25 protein-coding genes are annotated in these 22249 nt (G+C 67.9%); 17 read left to right on the top strand and 8 right to left on the bottom strand.

Annotated features, from left to right (window positions below; all coding sequences use genetic code 11):
• The first annotated feature begins 114 nt into the window (after nucleotides 1-114).
• The 3 genes from F1D05_RS18910 to F1D05_RS18900 all read left to right on the top strand — a co-directional run bounded on the left by F1D05_RS18910 (nucleotide 115) and on the right by F1D05_RS18900 (nucleotide 2523).
• Nucleotides 115-927, top strand: coding sequence for a class I SAM-dependent methyltransferase (locus tag F1D05_RS18910; RefSeq protein WP_185448878.1), 813 nt, complete (start codon nucleotides 115-117; stop codon nucleotides 925-927).
• A 196-nt stretch (nucleotides 928-1123) separates the two neighbouring features.
• Nucleotides 1124-1522, top strand: a complete 399-nt coding sequence (locus tag F1D05_RS18905; RefSeq protein ID WP_246486811.1) for a hypothetical protein — start codon at nucleotides 1124-1126, stop codon at nucleotides 1520-1522.
• Nucleotides 1523-1671: 149 nt separating this feature from the next.
• Nucleotides 1672-2523, top strand: coding sequence for a bifunctional helix-turn-helix transcriptional regulator/GNAT family N-acetyltransferase (locus F1D05_RS18900; RefSeq protein WP_206686270.1), 852 nt, complete (start codon nucleotides 1672-1674; stop codon nucleotides 2521-2523).
• A 43-nt stretch (nucleotides 2524-2566) separates the two neighbouring features.
• Here the strand turns inward: F1D05_RS18900 and F1D05_RS18895 are convergent, their stop codons facing one another.
• On the bottom strand, nucleotides 2567-3685 hold the full coding sequence (locus F1D05_RS18895) for a TIGR03118 family protein (protein ID WP_185448876.1): 1119 nt from the start codon (nucleotides 3683-3685) through the stop codon (nucleotides 2567-2569).
• Nucleotides 3686-3833: 148 nt separating this feature from the next.
• On the opposite strand from F1D05_RS18895, the gene F1D05_RS18890 reads away from it, so the two are divergent.
• Both F1D05_RS18890 and F1D05_RS18885 read left to right on the top strand, forming a co-directional pair.
• Nucleotides 3834-4253 (top strand): RidA family protein, encoded by a 420-nt coding sequence (locus F1D05_RS18890; RefSeq protein ID WP_185448875.1) that lies wholly within the window; start codon nucleotides 3834-3836, stop codon nucleotides 4251-4253.
• Nucleotides 4254-4332: 79 nt separating this feature from the next.
• Nucleotides 4333-5157, top strand: a complete 825-nt coding sequence (locus F1D05_RS18885; protein WP_185448874.1) for a PhzF family phenazine biosynthesis protein — start codon at nucleotides 4333-4335, stop codon at nucleotides 5155-5157.
• On the opposite strand, the gene F1D05_RS40425 is transcribed toward F1D05_RS18885, so the two are convergent.
• The gene (locus tag F1D05_RS40425) at nucleotides 5154-5321 is read right to left on the bottom strand and encodes a hypothetical protein (protein ID WP_246486810.1); all 168 of its coding nucleotides are present in this window, start codon (nucleotides 5319-5321) and stop codon (nucleotides 5154-5156) included. The two genes, F1D05_RS18885 and F1D05_RS40425, sit on opposite strands and share 4 nt — an antisense overlap.
• Before the next feature lie 166 nt (nucleotides 5322-5487).
• Between F1D05_RS40425 and F1D05_RS40420 the strand changes: the two genes are divergently transcribed.
• The 8 genes from F1D05_RS40420 to F1D05_RS18845 all read left to right on the top strand — a co-directional run bounded on the left by F1D05_RS40420 (nucleotide 5488) and on the right by F1D05_RS18845 (nucleotide 14832).
• Nucleotides 5488-5805 carry a hypothetical protein gene (locus F1D05_RS40420; RefSeq protein WP_246486809.1) on the top strand — a complete coding sequence of 106 codons (318 nt, stop codon included), beginning with the start codon at nucleotides 5488-5490 and terminating at the stop codon, nucleotides 5803-5805.
• Between the two features lie 169 nt (nucleotides 5806-5974).
• On the top strand, nucleotides 5975-6064 hold the full coding sequence (gene kdpF / locus F1D05_RS18875) for a K(+)-transporting ATPase subunit F (RefSeq protein WP_185448873.1): 90 nt from the start codon (nucleotides 5975-5977) through the stop codon (nucleotides 6062-6064).
• Complete coding sequence (gene kdpA / locus F1D05_RS18870; protein ID WP_185448872.1) at nucleotides 6064-7725, top strand: potassium-transporting ATPase subunit KdpA; 1662 nt, start codon at nucleotides 6064-6066, stop codon at nucleotides 7723-7725. Before kdpF ends, kdpA begins: the two co-directional genes overlap by 1 nt.
• Before the next feature lie 8 nt (nucleotides 7726-7733).
• A complete protein-coding gene (kdpB, locus tag F1D05_RS18865; protein ID WP_206686370.1) occupies nucleotides 7734-9731 on the top strand; it encodes a potassium-transporting ATPase subunit KdpB in 1998 nt (665 codons plus the stop codon).
• Nucleotides 9732-9774: 43 nt separating this feature from the next.
• Complete coding sequence (gene kdpC, locus F1D05_RS18860; RefSeq protein WP_185448871.1) at nucleotides 9775-10419, top strand: K(+)-transporting ATPase subunit C; 645 nt, start codon at nucleotides 9775-9777, stop codon at nucleotides 10417-10419.
• A 23-nt stretch (nucleotides 10420-10442) separates the two neighbouring features.
• Nucleotides 10443-13028 (top strand): sensor histidine kinase, encoded by a 2586-nt coding sequence (locus tag F1D05_RS18855; RefSeq protein WP_185448870.1) that lies wholly within the window; start codon nucleotides 10443-10445, stop codon nucleotides 13026-13028.
• Nucleotides 13025-13702: a response regulator gene (locus F1D05_RS18850; RefSeq protein ID WP_185448869.1), complete on the top strand. Its 678-nt coding sequence runs from the start codon at nucleotides 13025-13027 to the stop codon at nucleotides 13700-13702. Before F1D05_RS18855 ends, F1D05_RS18850 begins: the two co-directional genes overlap by 4 nt.
• 113 nt (nucleotides 13703-13815) lie before the next feature.
• Nucleotides 13816-14832 (top strand): magnesium and cobalt transport protein CorA, encoded by a 1017-nt coding sequence (locus F1D05_RS18845; RefSeq protein WP_185448868.1) that lies wholly within the window; start codon nucleotides 13816-13818, stop codon nucleotides 14830-14832.
• A 78-nt stretch (nucleotides 14833-14910) separates the two neighbouring features.
• Here the strand turns inward: F1D05_RS18845 and F1D05_RS18840 are convergent, their stop codons facing one another.
• Complete coding sequence (locus tag F1D05_RS18840; RefSeq protein ID WP_185448867.1) at nucleotides 14911-15801, bottom strand: alpha/beta fold hydrolase; 891 nt, start codon at nucleotides 15799-15801, stop codon at nucleotides 14911-14913.
• 78 nt (nucleotides 15802-15879) lie between these two features.
• Between F1D05_RS18840 and F1D05_RS18835 the strand changes: the two genes are divergently transcribed.
• Both F1D05_RS18835 and F1D05_RS18830 read left to right on the top strand, forming a co-directional pair.
• On the top strand, nucleotides 15880-16734 hold the full coding sequence (locus F1D05_RS18835; protein ID WP_185448866.1) for a hypothetical protein: 855 nt from the start codon (nucleotides 15880-15882) through the stop codon (nucleotides 16732-16734).
• 98 nt (nucleotides 16735-16832) lie between these two features.
• Nucleotides 16833-18074 carry an SGNH/GDSL hydrolase family protein gene (locus F1D05_RS18830; protein ID WP_246486808.1) on the top strand — a complete coding sequence of 414 codons (1242 nt, stop codon included), beginning with the start codon at nucleotides 16833-16835 and terminating at the stop codon, nucleotides 18072-18074.
• A gap of 12 nt (nucleotides 18075-18086) precedes the next feature.
• Here F1D05_RS18830 and F1D05_RS18825 read toward each other — a convergent pair whose 3' ends face one another.
• The 3 genes from F1D05_RS18825 to F1D05_RS18815 form a co-directional block, all read right to left on the bottom strand.
• Entirely contained in the window at nucleotides 18087-19508 is a 1422-nt protein-coding gene (locus F1D05_RS18825; RefSeq protein WP_246486807.1) for an aromatic amino acid ammonia-lyase, read from the bottom strand.
• Between the two features lie 438 nt (nucleotides 19509-19946).
• Nucleotides 19947-20195: a type B 50S ribosomal protein L31 gene (locus F1D05_RS18820; RefSeq protein ID WP_185448865.1), complete on the bottom strand. Its 249-nt coding sequence runs from the start codon at nucleotides 20193-20195 to the stop codon at nucleotides 19947-19949.
• Nucleotides 20192-20554, bottom strand: a complete 363-nt coding sequence (locus F1D05_RS18815; protein WP_185448864.1) for a hypothetical protein — start codon at nucleotides 20552-20554, stop codon at nucleotides 20192-20194. The genes F1D05_RS18820 and F1D05_RS18815 overlap by 4 nt, the downstream gene beginning before the upstream one ends.
• 139 nt (nucleotides 20555-20693) lie before the next feature.
• Here F1D05_RS18815 and rpmG point away from each other — a divergent pair, with 139 nt between their 5' ends.
• Together rpmG and rpsN are read left to right on the top strand one after the other, a co-directional pair.
• Nucleotides 20694-20861: a 50S ribosomal protein L33 gene (rpmG, locus tag F1D05_RS18810; RefSeq protein ID WP_185448863.1), complete on the top strand. Its 168-nt coding sequence runs from the start codon at nucleotides 20694-20696 to the stop codon at nucleotides 20859-20861.
• A 3-nt stretch (nucleotides 20862-20864) separates the two neighbouring features.
• Nucleotides 20865-21170 carry a 30S ribosomal protein S14 gene (gene rpsN / locus F1D05_RS18805; RefSeq protein ID WP_185448862.1) on the top strand — a complete coding sequence of 102 codons (306 nt, stop codon included), beginning with the start codon at nucleotides 20865-20867 and terminating at the stop codon, nucleotides 21168-21170.
• Between the two features lie 102 nt (nucleotides 21171-21272).
• Here rpsN and F1D05_RS18800 read toward each other — a convergent pair whose 3' ends face one another.
• Both F1D05_RS18800 and F1D05_RS18795 read right to left on the bottom strand, forming a co-directional pair.
• Nucleotides 21273-22031, bottom strand: coding sequence for an IclR family transcriptional regulator (locus F1D05_RS18800; RefSeq protein ID WP_185448861.1), 759 nt, complete (start codon nucleotides 22029-22031; stop codon nucleotides 21273-21275).
• A gap of 24 nt (nucleotides 22032-22055) precedes the next feature.
• Nucleotides 22056-22247: a hypothetical protein gene (locus F1D05_RS18795; RefSeq protein ID WP_185448860.1), complete on the bottom strand. Its 192-nt coding sequence runs from the start codon at nucleotides 22245-22247 to the stop codon at nucleotides 22056-22058.
• Between the last annotated feature and the right edge of the window lie 2 nt (nucleotides 22248-22249).

Raw genomic sequence — 22249 nt, 5'->3', positions numbered from 1 at the left:
AAGTTGTCCACAGCAATCGGAGGCCTGTGGATGAGGCGATCTGCCCGAAGCTGCCCCGGGATGCCCTGCGAAATGCCCTGTTGGAAGGGGTTCGCGGGCTCGAGACTCAGTGGCATGACGACCTCTGTGGATCTTGAGACGCACTACACGACCCGCCATGACGAGGCGAGCAGGCTGGGGTCGACGTTGAAGGGGCAGTTGGAGCTCGCCAGAGTGCGGGACTTGTTGGAGCGGTACCTGCCCGAGCCGCCCGCGACGGTCGGGGACATCGGTGGCGGACCCGGAGTACATGCGAGCTGGTTGAAGGAGAAGGGGTACGACGTCGAGCTGCTGGATCCGGTCCAGCGGCATGTCGAGCAGGCCGCGGCGGCTGGGATTGACGCAATACAAGGGGATGCGCGGCGGTTGCCGTGGGACAACGAGCACTTCGACGCCGTCCTCCTGGCCGGGCCGATGTACCACCTGCCCGAGGCGGCCGACCGGCGGCTGGCGTTGCGGGAGGCCGTCCGGGTGATCAAGCCGGGCGGGTTCATCGCGGTGATCGCGATCAACCGGGCCGCGAACCTGATCGGCTCGATGCTCGCGAACAAGCTGCAGCAGCGGGAGAAGATCGTTCGCGAGATCCTGGACAGCGGCTTCAGTCCGGACAACGAGCGGATGGCCGAGACGACGTACCACACGGTCACCCAACTGCGGACCGAGCTGACCAACGCCGGGCTGCGGGCCGTCACGGTCCACGGGCTCACCGGACCGGGCGGCTGGCTGACCCTCACCATCGACGCGCACTTCAAGGACCAGCCGCTACCGGCGACGATGAGCGACCCCGACCCGCTGCAGACCGCGCTGGCCTGCACCCGGATCGCCGACAATCATCCGGAGCTGGTCGCAGTCAGCTCCCTCTTCTTCGCAGTCGGCCAGCGTGCCTGACTGTATGTCGGCCGCACGGTGCTGGGGTGGAGGGTTTGCTTGGCGGCGGTGGCGGGAGCGGGTCTGCCGGCGCGCGGTGCGGTATGTGGAGAACGGCTGGACTGTTGCTCCGCTGGCTGTTCCCAGAGACGGGGTGTGCCTCTGCGTTCGTGGGGACTGCGTAGACCCACACCTGGCCGGACCAGTCGTCCGCAGCGTGGCTCAGGCGGAAGCGATCTGGAGTGAGCACCCGTGGGACATCGCGTTGATCACCGACTCGTACGACGTGATCGACGTGCCACCGCAGTACGGCGCGCTGCTGAATCAGTTGCTCAAGGCAACCTGTCCGACGGCCATGGCGTCATTTCGCAAGCGCTGGTGGTTCTTCGTTGCGCCCGATTCGATCCCCGCCGCTCAGGTCGCCGCGGCGGACGGCGTACTCCACACCGGCCCCGCCGACTGGATACCGGCGCCAGATACCTTCACCGAATCGACCGGCCGCACCCGCTGGCTCGTCCATCCCCACTTGACCCGCTGGCGACCCTACCAACGCCACGACGTGATCGACCTCGTCTTCTCAAACCGCGAACGGCTTCCAGCAGGTCCCGTCGGCTGAGTCGGGCGCCGCGCCACTTTCTGGCCGCTCCCGTGGATCATTTCCTGTCGATCGGGACGCAGATTCGCTGCTGGGCAGGGGATCCAGCCGAATCCTCTGACTATAGTCAGAGGATGGGGATCGGTGATGTCAGGCGGTTCAATCGGACCGTGACGCAGCGGATCGGGGCGTTGAATGACGCATATATGTCGCGGGATCGGCCGTTGGGGCAGGCGCGGGTGTTGTGGGAGATCGGGGCGGACGGGTGTGATCTGCGGTCGTTGCGGGCGCGGCTTGATCTTGATTCCGGGTATCTGAGCCGGCTGCTGCGGGTTCTTGAGAACGACGGTCTCGTCGAGGTCGAGCAGAGTGGTGAGGATGGGCGGGTGCGGACGGCTCGGTTGACTGGTCGGGGGCGGGCTGAGCGGGCGGTGCTTGATCAGCGGTCTGACGAGTTGGCCGAGTCGATTCTCGAGCCGCTCAGTGAGCGGCAGCGGGAGCGGTTGATCGCCGCGATGGGCGAGGTCGAAAGGTTGCTGACGGCGTCGACCGTGCAGGTCGATGTCGTCGATCCGCGGTGTCCGGAGGCCCGGTTCTGCAGAGAGTCGTACTTCGAGGAGCTGGCTACGAGGTTCGACGGGGGTTTCGACCACGCGCTTACGATCTCGGCCGGCGTCGACGAGTTGACGTTGCCGGCTGGGCTGCTGTTGGTGGCGACCTTGCATGGTGAGCCGGTCGGGTGTGCGGGGCTGAAGTTTCATCCTGGCGAGCCGGCCGAGGTGAAGCGGATGTGGGTGTCGGCGGAGATTCGCGGGCTCGGTCTCGGTCGCCGGTTGCTGGCCGAGCTGGAGGAGGAGGCCTCAGCCCGCGGCACCGAAGTACTGCGTCTCGAAACCAATCGCAATCTCACGGAGGCGATCGCCCTGTATCGCGCGTCCGGCTACCAAGAGGTGCCCGCCTTCAACGACGAGCCATCCGCCCACCACTGGTTCGAGAAGCAGCTCGGTGGCGTGGCTGAGTAGACCCCTCGGCTGCTCAGTCACACCACCGATTGTTGGGCTTGGGTTACGGGTGACGCAGTACGCCGAGGAGGCCGTGGGTTTCGTCGGCGATGCCGGCCGAGAACCAGACCGAGTCGGTGCCGCCGGTGGTCGCCGTACCGGGGAGCAGGGCCCAGAGGCCGGGGATCACCAGGGTGTGGCCGTGGGTGTCCTTGACCTGGCTGTCGATCTTGTGGTCGAAGCGGCCGTGCGACTTGGCCTTGACGACGTTGATCCGGCCGTCACCGAAGTTTCCGATCAGCAGCGAGCCGGCGTCCTTGCCCCACGCGGCGGGGGCGATCGCGAGACCCCAGGGCGCGTTCAGCGAGCCGCGGGAAGCGATCCGGTCGACGAAGTGGCCGTCCACGGTGTACTCGTCGACGAAGCCTTGGCCCCTGCCGGCGACCTCGTCACCTGTCTGCGGGTCGAATTTTGCGTACGCGACGAAGATCCGGCCGTTCAGGGTCTGCACATTGAACGGGTGGTAGCTACTCGGCAGGCGGAAGTCGCGGAACGCCCACCACGGCTGCTTCACCAGCTGGAAGGCGTTGTCGAAGACGTCGATCTTGCCCTGCGCGAAGTTCGCGGCGTACAGCTGGTCTCCCTTCGACGCGGTGGCGATCGCGAGGCCCGTGTAGGCCGCGCCCGGCACGGTCGCCTTGATCTCGGCGGCGCCGATCAGCGGGGTGATCGGCGGTCCCCAGGCGGCGATCTGGCCGGTCAGCGTGGCGAAGATGAAGCGCGCCGGTGCGCTGACCGTCCCGTTGCTGAGCAGGAAGCTGGTTGCGCTGGCGTTGTTGACCTGCCCGGTCGGTTGGGGCACGGTCACCCGGACCGTCGGCACCTTGGTGGCGGTGGTCGCACCGGGGGCTGAGGAGTACAGCGTCGACGACGAGGTTCCTTCGTTCGACGACCACAGCGGCGAGGTGGCGCCCAGAGACAGACCCCAGGGGTTGACCAGGTCGGGGTCGAGCAGGGGGGCCTGGCCCGGCACGTCCGACACCAGGTTGACCTGCTGGACGGCCAGGCCGTGATGCTGACCGGAGGACTGGTGTGCGCTGGCGGTGCTGGGCGCGACCAGGGCCAGTCCGCCGAGCAAGGCGGTGGCAACGGTTAGTGATCGGCCCTTCGTACGAAGCGACATGACACTTTCCTGTCGGTTGAGAATGGATCACCGCCTACACGGACGAAACCCGGCACCGGTTCAACCCCACCGCCCCGAAAAAGCCGACCTGGGCCGAAGTGGGTGTGGAAGGCTGTCTCATGGGTGCCTAACGCTGGGGGTATGTGTGATGTCAGAAGCAACGTCGTCGGCCGGGCCCGAACTGGCGATCCGGCCGATCGATCCGGCGGTCCTGCCGCCGCCGAGCGGGAACTACACGCACGGTGTCCAGATCGACGGGGCGAGCCGGACGGTGTTCGTCAGCGGGCAGGTTCCATGGGGTGACGAGAACGGCAAGATCCCGGACGACTTCGGTGCACAGTGCCGGATGGTCTGGCGGAACGTCCTCGCGGTGCTCGCCGAGTCCGGCCTGAGCACGCCGAACCTGGTCAAGGTGACGACCTACTTGTCCGACCGGCAGTATCGCGCGGAGAACTCGGAGATCCGGGCCGAGATCCTCGGTGACCACGCGCCCGCACTCACGATCATCATCTGCGACATCTACGCCGAAGAATGGCTACTCGAGATAGACGCCATCGCGATGGCCTGAGCGCAGCGGGTGCCAGCGAGGCCAGTGGGGGCGAAGTGGGTATGGATCTGGGCGCCGGTGGGTAGCTAGCGTCGGGGGTATGCGAATCAGAGTGGTGGACGCGTTTACCGACAAGCCTTTCACCGGGAACCCGGCCGGCGTCTGTCTACTGGCAGCCGGGGACTGGCCGGACGAGGGGTGGATGCGGGCGGTGACCGCGGAGATGCGGCACTCGGAGACCGCGTTCGCCCGGCCGTCCGAGCAGCCGGACGCCGACTGGGATCTGCGCTGGTTCACGCCGGTCGTCGAGGAGAACCTCTGCGGCCATGCGACGCTCGCGACTGTTCATTCGATGGTCGCCGATGGGTTGGTCGAGGCAGCCGGCGAGGTCCGGTTCACCAGCCGGAGCGGGATCCTGGTCGCAAAAGTAGGCACGGATGGCTGGATCACGCTCGACTTCCCGATCGCGGAACCGACGGAGAGGCCGGCGCCGGACGGTCTGGCCGCAGCGCTGGGCGGCGTACCGGAGGCTGTCTATGGGACGGGGAGGCTCAGGGACCTGCTTGTCGTCCTAGCCGACGATGAGTCGGTTCGGGGTCTGGAGCCGGACTTCGATGCGCTCACGAAGATCACCGAGCGGGAGGACCTGCGCGGGATCGTGCCGACCGCGGTCGCGGCTGACGGAGCGGAGTACGACTTTGTTTCGCGGTTCTTCTCGCCGGGCGACGGGCTGCCTGAGGATCCCGTGACCGGGAGCGCGCACACCGCGCTGGCGCCGTACTGGGCGAAGCGCCTCGGGCGGGACGACCTGGTCGGTTACCAGGCGTCCGCCCGAGGCGGCTTCGTTCGTGCTGTGCCGGCCGGTGACCGGGTCTACCTCACCGGCCGCGCGGTCACCGTGCTGGACGGTGAGCTCAAGATCTAGGCCCAGGTCTCCGCGTGGGTGACGATGCCGTTCGGGGCAGCGATCTCGGTGATCACGTCGTCCGCGTCAGCTTCCAGCGGCTCGAACGGGTACTCCGGTACGACGTACGCGCGGGCGCCGGCGACCAGGTCGACCCCGGGCAGCTCGAACCAGGCCTCGCCCACCTCGCGGCTGATCTCGTAGATCGCCTGCTCGGCGGAATCGACCGGATCCGGCTCGCCTGAGTCGTCCAGCTCGGCAGGGTGCCGTTCCTGCGCGGCCCGGGCCGGCGTCGAGCAGTGCGTCCAGGTCGACCACGCGCAGGTCGTACCGCGACACCACGGTGATCAGGTGGTCCTGCTCCAGCGGCTCCTCTTCTTCGTCGGCCTCCTCGGTCTCCTCCTCAAGCAGCAGCGGCGCGGTACCGGTGTGCTCGAAGACCGCGTCGTTCCACCCCTCGACGAGCTCCTCCAGCGCGATGTTCTGCTCGTACAGGGCGTCCTGCTCGTCCGCGCCGCCGGTCATCGCCAGCAGGGCCTGGGTGTGGGCCTGGAGGCGGTCGGCGAGCAACTGGCTTGCCTCGGCCAGAGCCTTCCGGCTCTCTTCCGAGAAGAACTGGTCCCCGGAGAACTGCGGCTCATCCACTTCAGTCACTGCGTCATTCCTTAACTATCCGAGGGCGTCTCATTGCCAGGCGTAAGTATGCGCACTCAGGCGGAGATACCGAAGCCGGGTCCAGGAGCTGTCCGCATGAGAGGACTGTGAGGGCTGCGCGCTCCTGTGTGAGAGAGCTGCGAGAAGACCGCTGACGAGGCAGTCAGCGGTGTGCAGTGGAGGCATGAGTACCGAGAACATCGCCGGCCTCGTGGTCGCCGTGGCCCTGGTTCTGTATCTGGTCGCCGCCCTGGTCTGCCCCGAGAGGTTCTGATGTCCGACACCGTCGCCGGCCTGCTCCAGGTCGGCCTACTGGTCGCGCTCCTGGCCGCCGTCTACCGGCCATTGGGCGGCTACCTGGCCCACGTCTACACCACCGGGAAGGACTCGCGGGTCGAGCATGGCACCTACAAGCTGCTCGGGGTGGACTCGAAGGCCGACCAGACCTGGGCCGTCTATGCCCGGTCCGCGATCGCCTTCTCCGCCGTCAGCGTCATCCTGCTCTACCTGATCCAGCGCCTGCAGTCGCACCTGCCGTTGTCGCTGGGACTGCCGAACGTCGGGTCGGGCCTCGCCTTCAACACGGCCGCCTCCTTCGTATCGAACACCAACTGGCAGTCGTACTCGCCCGAGGTGACGATGGGCCACCTGGTCCAGTTCGCCGGCCTCGCGGTGCAGAACTTCCTCTCGGCCGCGGTCGGCATCACCGTCGCGGTCGTGGTGATCCGGGGCTTCGCCAGGTCGAAGACCGACCGGCTGGGCAACTTCTGGGTCGACCTGGTCCGGACGGTGCTCCGGATCCTGCTCCCGCTGGCGGTCCTGGGCACACTGATCCTGGTCGCGATGGGCGTCGTCCAGAACTTCTCCGGCGGCCATGAGGTCACCTCGGTGATCGGCCAGACCCAGACGATCCCCGGCGGTCCGGTCGCCGGCCAGGAGGTCATCAAAGAACTCGGTACGAACGGTGGTGGCTTCTACAACGCCAACTCCGCGCACCCGTTCGAGAACCCCAACGGCCTGTCGAACCTGTTCGAGATCTTCCTCCTGCTGCTGATCCCGGTCTGCCTGACCCGCACCTTCGGCCTGATGGTGAAGGACAAGCGGCAGGGCTACGCGATCCTCGGCGTGATGGGCACGCTGTGGGCGGCCTTCACCTTCGCCGCGACCTTCTTCGAGACCCAAGGAGCCGGTACCGCGACGCAAGCGGCCGGGGCGGCGATGGAGGGCAAGGAGACGCGGTTCGGCGAGTGGGCATCCGCACTCTTCGCCAGCTCGACCACCGGTACGTCGACAGGCGCGGTGAACTCGGCGCACGACTCGTTCACGCCACTCGGTGGTGGCACCACGGTGTTCCACATGATGCTCGGCGAAGTCACACCGGGTGGGGTCGGTACGGGTCTGTACGGGATGCTCGTGCTCGCCGTACTCACGGTCTTCGTGGCCGGGCTGATGGTCGGCCGGACCCCGGAATACCTGAAGAAGAAGATCACCGCGCGCGAGATGAAGCTGGTCTCGCTCTACATCCTGGCTACGCCCACCGTCGTACTGGTCGGCGCTTCGCTGGCGATGGGACTGGCAACCGCACGGGCGTCGATCTTCAACACCGACAGCCCGCACGGCTTCTCCGAAGTGCTGTACGCCTTCACTTCAGCCGGTAACAACAACGGCAGTGCGTTCGGTGGGATCAGCGCCAACATCCCCTTCTACAACACGGCTCTCGGGCTGGTGATGCTGCTCGGCCGGTTCGTGCCGATCGTCATCGTGCTCGCGCTGGCCGGCTCGTTCGCCCAACAGGCGCCGGTACCGGTGACCCAGGGCACGCTGCCCACCCACAAGGCCTTGTTCGTGACGATGCTGATCGGCGTCGTGCTGATCGTCACGGGCCTGACCTACTTCCCCGCACTCACTCTCGGACCCCTCGCGGAGGGACTGTGACCACCCTGATGACCGCCCTGCCGGACGCGCTGCGCAAGCTCGACCCGCGGGTGATGGTGAAGAACCCGGTGATGTTCGTGGTCGAGGTGGGCGCGATCGCCTCGACGATCCTCGCCTTCACCGACTCCACTGTGTTCGTCTGGTGGATCGTGGTCTGGCTCTGGCTGACGGTGATCTTCGCCAATCTGGCCGAGGCCGTCGCCGAAGGACGTGGCAAGGCCCAGGCGGCCACCCTGCGACGGGCGAAGACAGATACGACCGCTCGCAAGCTGTCCGCGGACCGTCTCACCGAGCAGGAGGTACCGGCCGCGTCGCTGCAGTTGGGCGACCTGGTCGTGGTCGAGGCCGGTCAGATCGTCCCCGGCGATGGTGACGTCGTCGAGGGGGTCGCCAGCGTCGACGAGTCCGCCATCACGGGGGAGTCGGCGCCGGTGATCCGGGAGTCCGGCGGTGATCGGAGCGCGGTCACCGGTGGGACGAAGGTGCTCTCGGACCGGATCGTCGTCAAGATCACCACCAGGCCGGGCGAGAGCTTCATCGACCGGATGATCGCGCTGGTCGAGGGCGCCTCCCGGCAGAAGACGCCGAACGAGATCGCGCTGAACATCCTGCTGGCCGGCCTGACCATTGTGTTCCTGATCGCGACGGCGACGCTGCCCACCTTCGCGGCGTACGCGCACATCGACCTGAGCATCGTCACCCTGGTGGCCCTGCTGGTCTGCCTGATCCCGACCACGATCGGGGCGCTGTTGTCGGCCATCGGTATCGCCGGCATGGATCGGTTGGTCCAGCGCAATGTACTGGCCATGTCGGGCCGCGCGGTCGAGGCCGCCGGCGACGTGAACACCTTGCTCCTGGACAAGACCGGCACGATCACCCTGGGCAACCGGCAGGCCGCCGAGTTCATCCCGCTGGCCGGCACCTCCGAGACCGAGCTGGCCGATGTGGCGCAATTGTCCAGCCTGGCGGACGAAACTCCGGAGGGCCGGTCGATCGTCGTACTGGCGAAGACGCGGTACGGGCTGCGCGAGCGGCACACCGGTGAGTTGCCGCACGCAACGTTCATCGAGTTCACGGCACAGACCCGGATGAGTGGTGTCGACGTCGACGGGCGGCAGATCCGCAAGGGCGCGGCCGGCGCGATCAGCGCCTGGATCCACGACCAGGGCGGCACGGTGGTGGCGGAGCTCGGCGAGATCGTCGACGGCATCTCTTCCTCCGGCGGTACGCCGCTGGTGGTTGCCATCAGCAAGGAAGGTGCGGCCCACCCGCTGGGCGTGATCCACCTCAAGGACGTCGTCAAGGAAGGGATGCGGGAGCGGTTCGACCAGCTGCGCGCGATGGGCATCCGGACCGTGATGATCACCGGCGACAACCAGCTCACCGCGAAGGCGATCGCCGAGGAGGCCGGGGTCGACGACTTCCTGGCCGAGGCGACGCCCGAGGACAAGATGGCGCTGATCAAGAAGGAGCAGGAGGGCGGCCGGCTCGTCGCGATGACGGGTGACGGTACGAACGACGCTCCGGCGCTGGCGCAGGCCGACGTCGGCGTCGCGATGAACAGCGGTACGTCGGCCGCCAAGGAGGCCGGCAACATGGTCGACCTCGACTCCAATCCGACCAAGCTGATCGAGATCGTCGAGATCGGCAAGCAGTTGCTGATCACCCGCGGTTCGCTGACCACGTTCTCGATCGCCAACGACGTGGCCAAGTACTTCGCGATCCTGCCCGCGCTGTTCGCGACGGCGTACCCGGGTCTGGACAAGCTGAACATCATGCAGTTGCACTCGCCGCAGTCGGCGATCGTGTCCGCGATCGTCTTCAACGCGCTGGTGATCGTCGCGCTGGTCCCGCTGGCACTGCGAGGCGTGCGGTACAAGCCGTCCTCGGCGTCCGCGATGTTGCGGCGCAACCTGCTGATCTACGGCGCCGGCGGGCTGATCAGCCCGTTCATCGGCATCAAACTCATCGATCTGCTGGTCTCGCTGATTCCGGGTATCCGCTGACCATGTCTACTGACGGACCATATTTAGTGAAGGGGCAACTGAAATGAGCAGAGTCCCCGCGACTCTTCGGCAGTTCGGGGTGGCGACCCGGGCGCTGGTGGCGTTCACGATCCTGCTGGGGGTGATCTACCCGCTGGCGATGACCGGAGTGGCGCAGGTGCTGTTCCACGGCAATGCCAACGGCTCGCTGATCCAGGTCCAGGGCAAGGACGTCGCCTCCCACCTGATCGGTCAGGCCTACACCAAGCAGGCGACCAAGGACGGCAAGCCCGAGGTCGATGCCGACGGCAAGCCGGTGATGGTCGCCGATCCACTCTGGTTCCAGACCCGCCCGTCGGCCGTCGACTACGACGCGATGGGCAGCGCGGCCTCGCAGTACGGGCCTGACAACGCCGATCTGCTGGCGGCGATCCAGGAGCGGCGGCGGGCGGTCGCCGAGTTGGAGGGAGTGGACCCGTCCCAGCTGCCGCCGGACGCTCTCACGGCCAGCGGCAGCGGGCTCGACCCGCAGATCAGCCCCGCGTACGCCGCCTTGCAGGTGAATCGGGTCGCGCGTGAGCGCGGGCTCGATGTCGCCCAGGTGCGGCAGTTGGTGAAGGAGAACACCAAAGGGCGCACCTTGGGCTTCCTCGGTGAGCCGACGGTGAACGTGGTGACGCTCAACGCCGAGCTTGCCGCTCAGAAGTAGGTATGGGCTGAGACGATGGAGCTATGAGTAGCAGCGGTCGCGGGCATCTGAGGGTCTACCTCGGTGCCGCGCCCGGCGTCGGCAAGACCTACAAGATGCTGGGCGAGGCGTCCCGGCGGCGGGAACGCGGTACGGACGTGGTGGTCGGCCTGGTCGAGACCCACGGCCGCGAGCACACCGCTGTCATGATCGAAGGCCTCGAAGTGATCCCGCGCAAGATCCTGGACCACCGGGGCGCAAGCTTCACCGAACTCGACCTGGACGCGGTGCTGGCCCGGCGGCCCGAGGTGGTGCTCGTCGACGAGCTTGCCCACAGCAACGTTCCGGGCAGCCGGAACGCCAAGCGCTGGGAGGACATCGACGAGCTGCTGACGGCCGGGATCGACGTGATCTCGGCGGTCAACATCCAGCACCTGGAGTCGATCAACGACGTGGTCGAGAAGATCACCGGCGTACCGCAGCAGGAGACCGTGCCGGACCGGGTGGTCCGGGCCGCGGACCAGATCGAGCTGGTCGACATGACCCCGGAGGCGTTGCGCCGCCGGATGGCGCACGGGAACGTCTACCAGGCGGACAAGATCGACGCTGCCCTGGGCAACTACTTCCGGGTCGGCAACCTGTCCGCCCTGCGCGAACTGGCCCTGTTGTGGCTGGCGGACCGCGTCGACGCCGGCCTGCAGCAGTACCGTTCCCAACATGACATCGACTCCACCTGGGAGGCGCGCGAACGGGTCGTGGTCGCGCTCACCGGCGGACCCGAAGGCGAGACCCTGATCCGGCGTGCCGCTCGCATCGCCGCCCGCTCCTCCGGCGGGGATCTGCTCGCCCTCCACATCGCCCGCTCCGACGGGCTGACCGGCGCCAACCCGGCCAAGCTGGCCCAGCAACGTCAGCTCGTCGAGAGTCTCGGCGGCAGCTATCACCAGGTCGTCGGCGAGAACGTGACCGAAGCGCTGTTGTCGTTCGCGCGCGCCGAGAACGCCACCCAACTGGTGCTGGGTGACAGCCGCCGGTCGAGGCTGGCGGCGTTGTTCAGCGGGCCGGGGATCGGGACCAGTTCGATCCGGAACTCGGGCGACATCGACGTGCACATCGTCACGCACTCCGAGCGCGGCCGTGGCCGGCTGCCCCGGGTCGAGGGCAGCCTGTCCCGGCGGCGACTGATCTATGGGTTCGCGCTGGCCGTGCTCCTGCCGCCGGTGCTGGCCGTCCTGCTCGACCTGGGTGGCGACACCCTCAACCTGACCAGCAACGTGCTCGCGTTCCTCTTGGCGGTCGTCGTAGTCGCCTTGGTGGGTGGACTCTGGCCGGCGATCCTGGCCGCGTTGGCCGGCAGTGTGGTGCTGAACTACTTCTTCACCCCGCCGACCCGGACCTTCAACATTGCCGAAGTCAACAACGTGCTGGCGCTGATCAGCTTCGTCCTGGTTGCCGGCCTGGTCAGTTCGGTGGTGGACCGCGCTGCCCGGCGGACCCGGCAGGCCGCCCGGTCCGCGGCGGAGTCGGAGACGCTGGCGACCCTGGCCGGCAGCGTCCTGCGCGGCGAGACCGCGCTGCCCGCATTGCTCGAGCGAGTCCGGGAGGCCTTCGGCATGGCCGGCGCCTGCCTGATGGAACGGCTGGAGACCGATGAGCTGACGGAGACCTGGCGACCCATCGCATCAGCCGGTACGCCGACCTGCCGGCGCCCGGAGGACGGCGACGCCGAGATCCCCGGCCGGGACGGCCTGGTCCTGGTTCTGCAGGGCCGGACGCTGGCTGCCGACGAGCGTCGCTTGGTCGGCGCCTTCGCGGCCCACGCTGCCGCACTGGTGGACAAGGCCCGGCTCAGCGAAGCCGCCGCCGAGGCGAAACCCCTGGCAGCGGCGGACAAACTCCGTACTGCGCTGCTTCGGGCGGTGGGCCACGATCTGCGATCGCCGCTGGCGTCGGCCAAGGCATCGGTGACCAGCCTTCGAAGCTCGGACGTGGACTGGAGTCCGTCCGAGCGGGACGAGTTGCTCGAAACGGCGGACGAGTCGCTGGACCGGCTGACCCGGTTGGTGGACAACCTGCTCGATCTCAGCCGCCTGCAGGCCGGAGTACTGCCGGTCTTAACCCGGCCGATGGCGCTGGACGAGATCATGCCCGGAGTCCTGGCCGAGTTGGGCGACGCCGCCGACGAGGTGACGGTCGACCTGCCGCACACGCTCCCGCTGGTCGACGCGGACCCGGCCCTGCTGGAGCGGGTGATCGCGAACCTGCTGGCCAACGCGGTCCGGCACTCACCGGCCGGCCGGGGGCCACTGGTCACTGGCAGCTCGCTGGGCGATCAGGTCGAGATCAGAGTGGTGGATCGCGGGCCGGGGATTCCGCGGGCGGATCGCGACCGGGTGTTCGCGCCCTTCCAGCGGCTGGGGGACACCGACAACACCACCGGGGTCGGGCTGGGGCTTGCGCTCGCGCGCGGGCTGACCGAGGCGATGAACGGGTCGCTGCAACCCGACGACACCCCGGGAGGCGGCCTGACCATGGTCGTATCGTTGCCAGTAGCAACGTTGCAGTCAGGTGATGCACCGGTCCCGGGCAGCCGGGAGCGGTCCGCGTCCGGCCCGGAGGTGCAGGGATGACCAGGATCCTGGTGGTCGACGACGAACCGCAGATCGTCCGCGCGTTGCAGATCAACCTGAAGGCCAGGCGGTACGAGGTGCACGTGGCCGACAGCGGTACGGCGGCGCTCAAGGTCGCCGCGCAGTACCCGCCTGATCTGGTGATTCTCGACCTCGGGCTGCCGGACTTCGACGGCGTCGAGGTGATCCGGGGGCTGCGGGGCTGGACCGAGGCGCCGATCCTGGTGCTGTCCGGGCGGACCGACAGCACGGACAAGGTCGAGGCCCTCGACGCCGGCGCGGACGACTACGTGACCAAGCCGTTCGGCATCGACGAGCTGCTCGCCCGGATGCGCGCGGTACTGCGCCGGAGCAACCTGGCCCAGGACCAGCCGGTGGTCGTGGTCGGCGGTGCCAGCGTGGATCTGTCGGCGAAACGAGTCACACTGGACAGTGGAGAGGACATCCGGCTGACCCCGACCGAGTGGCACCTGCTGGAGGTGCTGATCCGGCACCCCGGCAAACTCTTGTCGCAGCGGCAACTGCTGATCGAGGTCTGGGGACCGGGTTACGAGTCGGCCAGCGGCAACCTGCGCTTCTATATGGGTCAGCTACGCCGCAAACTCGAGGCCGACCCGGCCCGGCCGGTGCATCTACTGACTGAGCCTGGAATGGGCTACCGCTTCGAGCCGTAAAGCGAAGGGAAGGAAGAAAAGCGAAGGGAAGGAAGAAAAGCGAAGGGAAGGAAGAAAAGCGAAGGGAAGGAAGAAGGCGAAGGGAAGACAGATGCCGTGAAGGAGGTTCCGTTGTGAGTGTGGTCGACAACGCCGTCTATGTGGACGGCCGGCGGACCGCCGAGCCGGACGGCCTCGACGAGACCTATCAGGCACTCCGGGGAACCGGTGGGATGGCCTGGATCGGGCTTTACCGGCCGGATCCGGTGGAGATCGAGTCGGTCGGGGACGAGTTCGGGTTCCATCGGCTCGCGGTCGAAGACACCATCTCCGCCCACCAGCGACCGAAGCTGGAGCGGTACGACGAGGTGCTCTTCACCGTACTGCGCTCAGCGCGGTACCAGGACGACGTCGAACGGGTGGAGTTCGGCGAGCTGCACGTCTTCACCGGCAAGGACTTCGTCGTCACGGTCCGGCAGGCCGAATCGCCCGACCTGGGTGAGGTTCGCAAACGGCTGGAGGAGACGCCGGAGCTGCTGAAGCTCGGGCCCGAGGCGGTCCTCTACGCGATCCTCGACCAGGTCGTCGACGAGTACCAGCCGGTCGTCGACGGGCTGCAGGGTGACATCGACGAGATCGAGGACCAGGTCTTCAACGGCGATCCCGAGGTGTCGCGACGGATCTACGAGCTGCTGCGCGAGGTGGTGAAGTTCATGCGCGCCACCCAGCCGCTGCCGGCGATGCTGGCGGAGCTGCGGGCCGGGTTCGAGAAGTACGGCATCGGTGAGGAGCTGCAGCGCAATCTGCGCGACGTGGCCGACCATGTCGAACGGGTGGTGGACCAGTCGGCAGGGTTCAAGGTGCTGCTGATCAACCTGATCGGCGTCAACGGCACGCTGGTCGCGCAGCGCCAGAACGACGAGACGCAGCGGCTGTCCGAGTTGAGCCTGCGGCAGAACGAAGAGGTCAAGCGGATCTCCTCCTGGGCCGCCATCCTGTTCGCCCCGACCCTGGTCGGCACGGTCTACGGGATGAACTTCACCCACATGCCGGAGCTGCATTGGCAGGTCGGCTACCCGTTCGCCCTGGTCCTGATGTTCTGCGTCAGCCTGGGCCTGTACGCCGTCTTCAAGAAGCGCGGCTGGCTCTAGTGCCCCGAGTCCGAAGTTCTTTGACGTGGACCGGCGCCCACTGTCAAACAACTTCGAACTCGGGGCACTAGCGGCAGATCAGGCTCCGCGGGCGAGCAGCTCGTCGAGGATCTCCGGCTCGCGGCGGTAGGGCTCGAAGTGGCCGGCGTCGCCGAGTTCGCGCAATGTTGCTGTCGGCAACTTGTCGATCAGCCGCTGGGCGGCTTCGAACGGACAGTTGCGGTCGGCCACCCCATGCCACCAGGTCAGGGCGGTGCTGATCGCGGTCAGGTCGATATCGGTCCACTCGGCGCCGATCGCGAGCGTCTCGTCCACCCAGCCGTCGATGCCCTGCGCGAAGGCGGCCTGGAGCGCTTTGGTCAGGCCGATCCGCCATTGCGGGTCGCTCATCACCTCGAGGTCGGACGCCGGCGCGGCCGTCATCGCTGCTTCCAGCCCGGCCAGCGGCGCCGTGGCCATCGCCTCGTACGAGGGGGTGAGAACCTCCCGGAGGGCGGTCTCGTCGCCGTTCCGCGCGGCCCGGAAGGCGGCAGCGTTGAGCGGGATCATCTCGTCGTACTCGTGGTCCTCCATCGGCGGGGAGCCGACCGTGATCGTGGCAGCAATGACCCGATCCGGGTGATGTGCGGCGAACGCGAGCACGTGCGGACCGCCGCCACTGCCGCCCATCAGATAGACCCGGTCCAGACCGAGATGATCCAGGATCGCGGCCAGGTCGTCCGAGTGGTCCCGGAACTTCCGTCCGGGCAGTCGGCTGGATCGCCCGAAGCCGGGTCGCTCGGTCGTGATGACCTGCAATCCACGCTCGGTCCAGGCCGACCGATCGGCCCGGATGCTCCACCGTGAGCCCGGCGTACCGGGTAGCCGCAGCAACGGCGTACCGGATCCTGTCCGGGTCCAGGCCACTGTCCTGCCGTCAGGGCGAACCAGGTCCTCGTCGAGCACATCGGTATACAGGTCGTCGATCATGCCCGCGATCATGCCACCCCGTTGGGGTCGTCCGATTCCTTCAAGACAGCGCTGCGGCGGGTGGGGGAAGGTTGCGGTATGGATCTCTTCACTGCTGCCAGGGACTTCCTCCGTACCGACGGCCGGCTGGTCGAACGCCGGTTGTTCGCGACCGTCTTCGAAGGTGCCGATCCGGTCGGGGTGGTGGACGCGTTGCGCGGCTACCAGAACGCCGACGGTGGCTTCGGGCACGCGCTGGAACCGGACAAGCGGTGTCCGGACAGCCAAGGTCTCGATGTGGAGACCGCCTTCGACGTCCTGCTTGCGGCCGGTGCCCGCGACGACGAGGTGGTACGCCGTGCCTGCGACTGGCTGCAGTCGGTCGCGACCCCCGAAGGCGCCGTCTCGTTGTGCACTCCCGCGATCGAGAACTATCCGCGCGCCGAGCACATGGCGGAATGGACCTACCAGCCCGACCTCAACCCGACAGCGGGGTTGGTGGGGCGGCTGTACGCGCTCGGCGTCGAGCACCCGTGGCGGGAGCAGGCGGCGACCTGGTGTGCGAAGATCCTCGCGAACGGCTTCCCCGGTGACGCCCACGCCCTGCACGAGTCGATGGAGTACCTCGAACACGGACCGGGTGAGGTCGACCTCGAACCGGTCCGGGAGCACCTCGCCAAGGTCTCCTTCTACCGAGCCAGGGCCGACGACCCGGAGTACGGCGTGACGCCTCTGCACTTCGCTCCGGCGCCGGACAGCGCCTGGCGACCACTGTTCACCGACGACCAGATCGCCGGCCACCTGGACCGCCTGATCGCCGACCAGCAGCCCGACGGTGGCTGGGCCATCACCTGGGAGCCCCCGGGCCCGGCCGCCGAACTCGAGTACCGCGGCGTCGAAACCCTCCGGGCCCTCCGCGTCCTGAAGGCCTACGACCGGCTACCGACGAGCTGATCGCCGCGTTCAGATTTGGTATAGGGCGGGACGAGGCGGGCAGGATGACTGTGTGGTCGTGACAGAATCGGCGGTCGTGAGGAGGCCGACTGATCGTGGTGAGTGACAGCTGGGTGCAGTCGCTGATTTCTGCGATCGCTGCTGTCGTCGCCGTTGTGCAGCCGGCCGCGCCGCTCCCGCCAGAGGGTGGGCAACCGCCTGCTCAGGTTCGCAAGGCGGGGGACTGGGTCGGCAGTTGGGCGACCGCGGTCACGGAGGCGGACAAGACCGGTCTGTCCGCGACCGGCGTCGCCAACGCGACCTTGCGGCAGGTGACGCACCTTTCCGTCGGTGGCAGTTCGGTGCGGGTGCGGCTGTCCAACCGGTTCGGGACCAGGCCGTTGGTCGTCGGCCGGACCACCGTCGTACCGCGCAAGACGATGCCGGCCGCGACGCCGAACGTCGAGATCCTGCAGGTGCTTCCGATCACCTTCCGGGGCAAGGGCGCGGTCACGATCCCGGTCGGCGCCGAGGTGATGTCGGATCCGCTGGCGTTGCCGGTCGCGGAGGACAGCGACCTGGTGGTCAGCACCTACTTCCCGACCGCGACCGGGCCGTTGACCCAGCACCCGGCCGGGTATGCGACGGCCTTCAGCGCGTACGGCGAGCAGACGGCCGGCGGCGGACCGCAGTACCGGAAGGTTCCCGGGATGGCCCGCTTCGTCGTCTCCGAGGTGGATGTGCGTGGGACGGCGAGGGGCGCGCTGGTGTTGTTCGGCGACTCGATCACCGACGGCGCGGCGACGCCGATGGACAAGAACCTGCGCTACCCGGACCAGCTCGCGGACCTGCTCATCCTGCGCGGCGTCGGCGCCCTGAACGCGGGGATCGCGGGGAACAGGCTGCTCGCGAACGCCGGGAACTCGGGTGAGGCGGCGATCGGCCGGTTCGAGCGAGACGTGGTCCGGCGGACCGGCGTACAGGGTGTCGTCGTGCTCGAAGGGATCAACGACATCCGGCTGACCCGGGGCGCGATCTCGGCGACGCAGGTGATCGCGGCGCATCGGCAGTTGATCGCGCGGGCGCACGCCGCCGGGTTGAAGGCGTACGGCGCGACACTCACGCCGTACTGGGCCTCGCCGCAGTACACGGTCGGCGGTGAGATCGCCCGCCAGGCCGTGAACCACTGGATCCGGACGTCCGGTGAGTACGAGGGTGTCGTCGACTTCGAGGCCGCGGTCCGCGACCCGAAGCAGCCGCTCCGGATCATGCCCGGGTACGACAGCGGCGACCACCTGCACCCGAACGCGGCCGGCTTCAGCGCGATGGCCCGCAGCTTCGACCTGAACCTGGTCGGCTGACCGACTAACGCGCTAGCCCGACTCGGCCGGGTGCTCGACCTGGCGATCGCCCCACTGGGTCAGCAGACCCCGGCCGATCTCCAGGTCGTCGCGCAGGGATCGGTCCGTGAGGTCGCCGGGGAGCGCGGCCAGCGCATCCGCGAGCCATGGACCGACGGAGGCCGGGGCGAGTTGGTCAGGTTCGATGCCGGCCAGCCGGACCGCGCGGACAGCCGTGACGAGCTCGCAGGCGAGGACGTCACGGAGTGCGTCAAGCAACTGAGCAGTCAGTACTGCGGCCTGCGGCGCAAAGCTGGCGTGGTGTTCGGCGCCACGAGACAAGGTCGCCGTGCCGAGCGTCGCCGGTTGCGCGGTCGAGCGGACCGAGGCAAGCGCGTCGTGCGCGACGTACTCGATCATCATCACGCCAGAGCTCGCCTCGGCGCCGCTGGCCAGGAAGCGGCTGAGCCCGGTGAAGTCCGGATCGACCAGGTTCGCGACACGGGACGTGGACAGCGTCGCGACGCTGTGCAGGCTCAGCCGCAGCGAATCCAGGGCCAGTGCGATCGGCATCGCGTGCCAGTTTCCGTTGTGCAGCACAGTGTCACCGGCCACCAACGGGTTCTCGGCGGAGGCGTTGATGTCGATCATCAAAGCGTTGCCGAGGGCATCGACATGGTCGACGGCCGGCCCCAGCACCTGAGCGAACGCGCGCAGGCCGAACGGGTCCTGGACTCGCGCCGGTGGCAGCGGGAGGTCGTCCAGCAGGCCACGCATCCGGCGGGCCACGCGGACCTGGCCGGGCTGCGGTCGCGCCTCGTGAACCCGTTCGTCGTACACCTCGGCGTTGCCGCGCAGGGCGACATGGGACAGAGCCCCGACCAGCGGTACGACGTTGATCAGGGTGGCCGCTTCGACGTACGCGAGGCAGGTGTCGGCCAGCGTGAGTGCGTTGCTGGACAGCAGCGGCAGTGCGCTGGTGCCGTCGATGACGTCGCCGAGGGCGAGGCCGAGTTCCGCGAGCGGGCCGAGGTCGCCGGTGCCGATCGCGCCACCGCGGTGCAGATCGGGGAGGGCGTCGTTGTTGAGCAGGCCAACGATCGCGTCAGCCACCTCCGGCGCCAAGCCGGACCCACCGGCGGCGAGCTGGTTGACCCGGATCAGCAGCCCGAGCCGGACCACGTCCTTCGGGTACGACGTGGTGCCGGTGGTCGAGTGGGATTTGAGCAGCCGGGCGCCGTGTTCCGGGTCGCTGGTCAGCACGTCCCGGTTGGCGCCGACGCCGGTGGTCCGCCCGTAGACCGGCCGATGCAGGGCGATCTCGGCCACCGCCACGGCCGATTCGGCCATCTTCTTGCGGGCGGTCTCGGCCAGCTGCACCGGCGTCCGGCGCTGCCCGAGCGAGACCGCGTCCAACGGCGTCAGCCCCACCCCGGAAATCTCGATCGGCTCCACCTGCACAGTGTGCGACCTGTGACCCCCCTCACGCCGTACCCGCACCCGCTCTGGTGTCTGAAACCCGAGACACCCGCACCGCGCGGTTGTTCAGCGGGTTCCTCGAGCGGATGGCTGCCCGGCGCGACCTCGACCAGACCCCGGTACGACGTCCGGCCGCCACCGGCGAACGGTCTGGTTGTCAACGGCAACGATGTGACCATGTACGGCCTGTTCGGTCACCGCAGTACTGAACCGTGGCGTCTCCGCTTGCGTCCGAAGAAGGGACAACACGTCCCTCCACTTCTTCGGACGTAAGCGGTGCCGAGGCGGGCGGAGGTTAGGGGGCCAGGGGATGGCACCGAAGCTAGAACGCGGCGGGGTCGCCGTCGGACCGGCGTACGGGAATGCGAAAGGCCCGCCGCTCCCGAAGAGCGGCGGGCCTTTGCCGGCTGCGGATCAAGAAGCCTTGCCGTACCGCTTGTTGAACTTCTCGACGCGGCCCTGGGTGTCCATCACGCGCTGCTGACCCGTGTAGAACGGGTGAGTCGCGGACGAGATCTCGACATCGACGACCGGGTAGGTGTTCCCGTCGTGCCACTCGATGGTCTCGGTGCTGGTGCGAGTCGAGCCGGTGAGGAAGCTGAAGTCACCGGACTTGTCGCGGAAAACGACCCGGCGGTAGTCGGGGTGAACATCATTCTTCATGCTGCTGCACTTCCTTCCAGATAAGGGGCGAACGGATCAGTCAGCTGGCCGGCCGATTCATCCGCACGAAGTACACAACCATCCAGGCGGCGCTCCAATTCCCAGATGTCCAGGTCGATTCCGGTGATGGACAGGTACGTCGCGCGGTCGCCGTGCTCGGGGTGCCACTCCAGCGTCCGGACCCGGCCGCCGTCCTGCAGCGGCGCGCTGATGGCGCCGGGCTCGACCCAGGTCTCGGCCGTGTCGGGATCATGCAGCCGTACTCCGAGGAGGTCGGCCGGGGTCGTCCGAACCAGCGCCTGCGGATTGATTGCCCGGGCCAGCGCTGCGGCCGTCTCGTCGTCGCTGCTCAGGATCACCGCGTCTCCCGTCTTATTGAAAATGATAACCAGTACAACGTACACTGCTGGAGGCTACCGGGAATAGCCCACCGGACGGCCGCTGTTCACGGTACTCAAGGGTTCGATGGCGTGGGACACGCCTGGAAGGAAAGGTCAGATGGCCAAGCGCGACGGAGTTCGCCCGATCATCAAGCTGCGCAGTACGGCGGGCACCGGGTTCACCTACGTGACCCGGAAGAACCGGCGCAACGACCCGGATCGGCTGACGATCCGCAAGTACGACCCCAAGGTCCGTCAGCACGTCGAGTTCCGCGAAGAGCGGTAGAGCGTGGCGAAGACGAGCAAGATCGCCAAGAACGAGCAACGCATGAAGACAGTGGCCCTGTACGCCGAGCGGCGGGCGGAGCTGAAGCGGATCATCGCCGATCCCGTCAGCTCCTCCGACGCCCGCGACGAGGCTCAGCTGAAACTCCAGAAGCTGCCACGCGACGCGAGCCCGATCCGGATCCGCAACCGCGATGTGGCCGACGGCCGCCCGCGCGGATTCCTCCGCAAGGCCGGCATCTCCCGGGTCCGCTTCCGCACCATGGCGCACAGAGGCGAACTCCCGGGCATCACCAAGTCCTCCTGGTAGCCCGCCCCGCGCGACGTGGATGCCGCGCCCGGCGAGCAGCAGGTCCGACGGCCCTCCCAGAGTCAGGTGGCTCCGGGAGGGCCGTCGCGTTTTTGCTGCTTCTCAGCCGTGCAGGCGGCGAGTCAGGGCGTCGGCTGCTTGTTTTGTACGCCGTGCCAGGGATGGCCGGGCTTCGGGTGGGACGGACTCGGTGCGGAAGGTGACGCTGATGGCGGCGACCGGGTGACCGGCGTGGTCGACGGCGACGCTGGCGACCGAGGCGAATCCTGGGGTGATGTGCGATTCCTCGATGGCGAAGCCCTGCCGGCGTTCGTCCGCAAGGAGTCTGCGTAGCTGGCTCAGCGTTTGCGGCCCGTGGTCGGTACGCCGTACGAAGCTCTCCGGCGCCGGGAACAAGGCGCGCACCTGGGCGGCCGGCAATTCGGCGAGGAGGGCGCGGCCGGAGGCTGTGAGCGTGGCCGGGAGGCGGACGCCGACGTCCGTGACGAGGGTGACCGGGCGGGGCGGCTGTTCTTTCAGCAGGTAGACGAGTTCGCGGCCGTGCAGGACACCCAGGTGCGCGGTCTGGCCGACGTCCGCGACGAGCTGGACGAGCAACGGCCGGGCCAGTCGCTCGAGCGGATCGTGGCGGAGATAGGCCGATCCGATCTCGAACGCGGCGACGCCGAGGCCGTACCGCTTCTCCTCCGGCAGGTGCACCACGAAGCCCTCACCGATCATTGCCTTGAGCAAGTGATAGGTGGACGAGCGCGGCAGGCCGACCGCGGAGGCGATGCGCTCCATCGGTACCGGACCGGGCTGGGTGGCCAGGAACGTCAGCACCCGCAGGGTGCGGGTCGAGGCGGGAACGTTGCCGCTCACAACAGCGACAGTAGCGCCCAGCTCTCAGATTTCGGACGATTGGCGGCTCTTGGCGCGGTCGTGCCTCAGCCAGAGCCGCAGGCCTTCGCCGATCAGGGCCAGGCCGAACAGGCCGAGGGCGACGCCCCAGGCGAAGTCCGCCTTGCCGGACAGCAGGAAGCCGACCGCGATGGCCAGGGCGGCGAAGACGCCGATGGCGATGAAGAATCTGGTCATTG

Origin of the sequence: Kribbella qitaiheensis (assembly GCF_014217565.1) — a bacterium.
In the GTDB taxonomy this organism is placed as follows: Bacteria; Actinomycetota; Actinomycetes; order Propionibacteriales; family Kribbellaceae; genus Kribbella; species Kribbella qitaiheensis_A.
The sequence above is the reverse complement of the archived record's forward strand: the minus strand, read 5'-3'. Positions and strand labels throughout refer to the sequence as shown.

Excerpts from the sequence above, each read along its gene's own strand:
- F1D05_RS18910 (WP_185448878.1), top strand. The coding sequence starts at position 115 with ATGACGACCTCTGTGGATCTTGAGACGCACTACACGACCCGCCATGAC.
- F1D05_RS18895 (WP_185448876.1), bottom strand. The coding sequence starts at position 3,685 with ATGTCGCTTCGTACGAAGGGCCGATCACTAACCGTTGCCACCGCCTTG.
- F1D05_RS18890 (WP_185448875.1), top strand. The coding sequence starts at position 3,834 with ATGTCAGAAGCAACGTCGTCGGCCGGGCCCGAACTGGCGATCCGGCCG.
- F1D05_RS18885 (WP_185448874.1), top strand. The coding sequence starts at position 4,333 with ATGCGAATCAGAGTGGTGGACGCGTTTACCGACAAGCCTTTCACCGGG.
- kdpF (WP_185448873.1), top strand. The coding sequence starts at position 5,975 with ATGAGTACCGAGAACATCGCCGGCCTCGTGGTCGCCGTGGCCCTGGTT.
- kdpA (WP_185448872.1), top strand. The coding sequence starts at position 6,064 with ATGTCCGACACCGTCGCCGGCCTGCTCCAGGTCGGCCTACTGGTCGCG.
- kdpB (WP_206686370.1), top strand. The coding sequence starts at position 7,734 with ATGACCGCCCTGCCGGACGCGCTGCGCAAGCTCGACCCGCGGGTGATG.
- kdpC (WP_185448871.1), top strand. The coding sequence starts at position 9,775 with ATGAGCAGAGTCCCCGCGACTCTTCGGCAGTTCGGGGTGGCGACCCGG.
- F1D05_RS18855 (WP_185448870.1), top strand. The coding sequence starts at position 10,443 with ATGAGTAGCAGCGGTCGCGGGCATCTGAGGGTCTACCTCGGTGCCGCG.
- F1D05_RS18850 (WP_185448869.1), top strand. The coding sequence starts at position 13,025 with ATGACCAGGATCCTGGTGGTCGACGACGAACCGCAGATCGTCCGCGCG.
- F1D05_RS18840 (WP_185448867.1), bottom strand. The coding sequence starts at position 15,801 with ATGATCGACGACCTGTATACCGATGTGCTCGACGAGGACCTGGTTCGC.
- F1D05_RS18835 (WP_185448866.1), top strand. The coding sequence starts at position 15,880 with ATGGATCTCTTCACTGCTGCCAGGGACTTCCTCCGTACCGACGGCCGG.
- F1D05_RS18820 (WP_185448865.1), bottom strand. The coding sequence starts at position 20,195 with ATGAAGAATGATGTTCACCCCGACTACCGCCGGGTCGTTTTCCGCGAC.
- rpmG (WP_185448863.1), top strand. The coding sequence starts at position 20,694 with ATGGCCAAGCGCGACGGAGTTCGCCCGATCATCAAGCTGCGCAGTACG.
- F1D05_RS18795 (WP_185448860.1), bottom strand. The coding sequence starts at position 22,247 with ATGACCAGATTCTTCATCGCCATCGGCGTCTTCGCCGCCCTGGCCATC.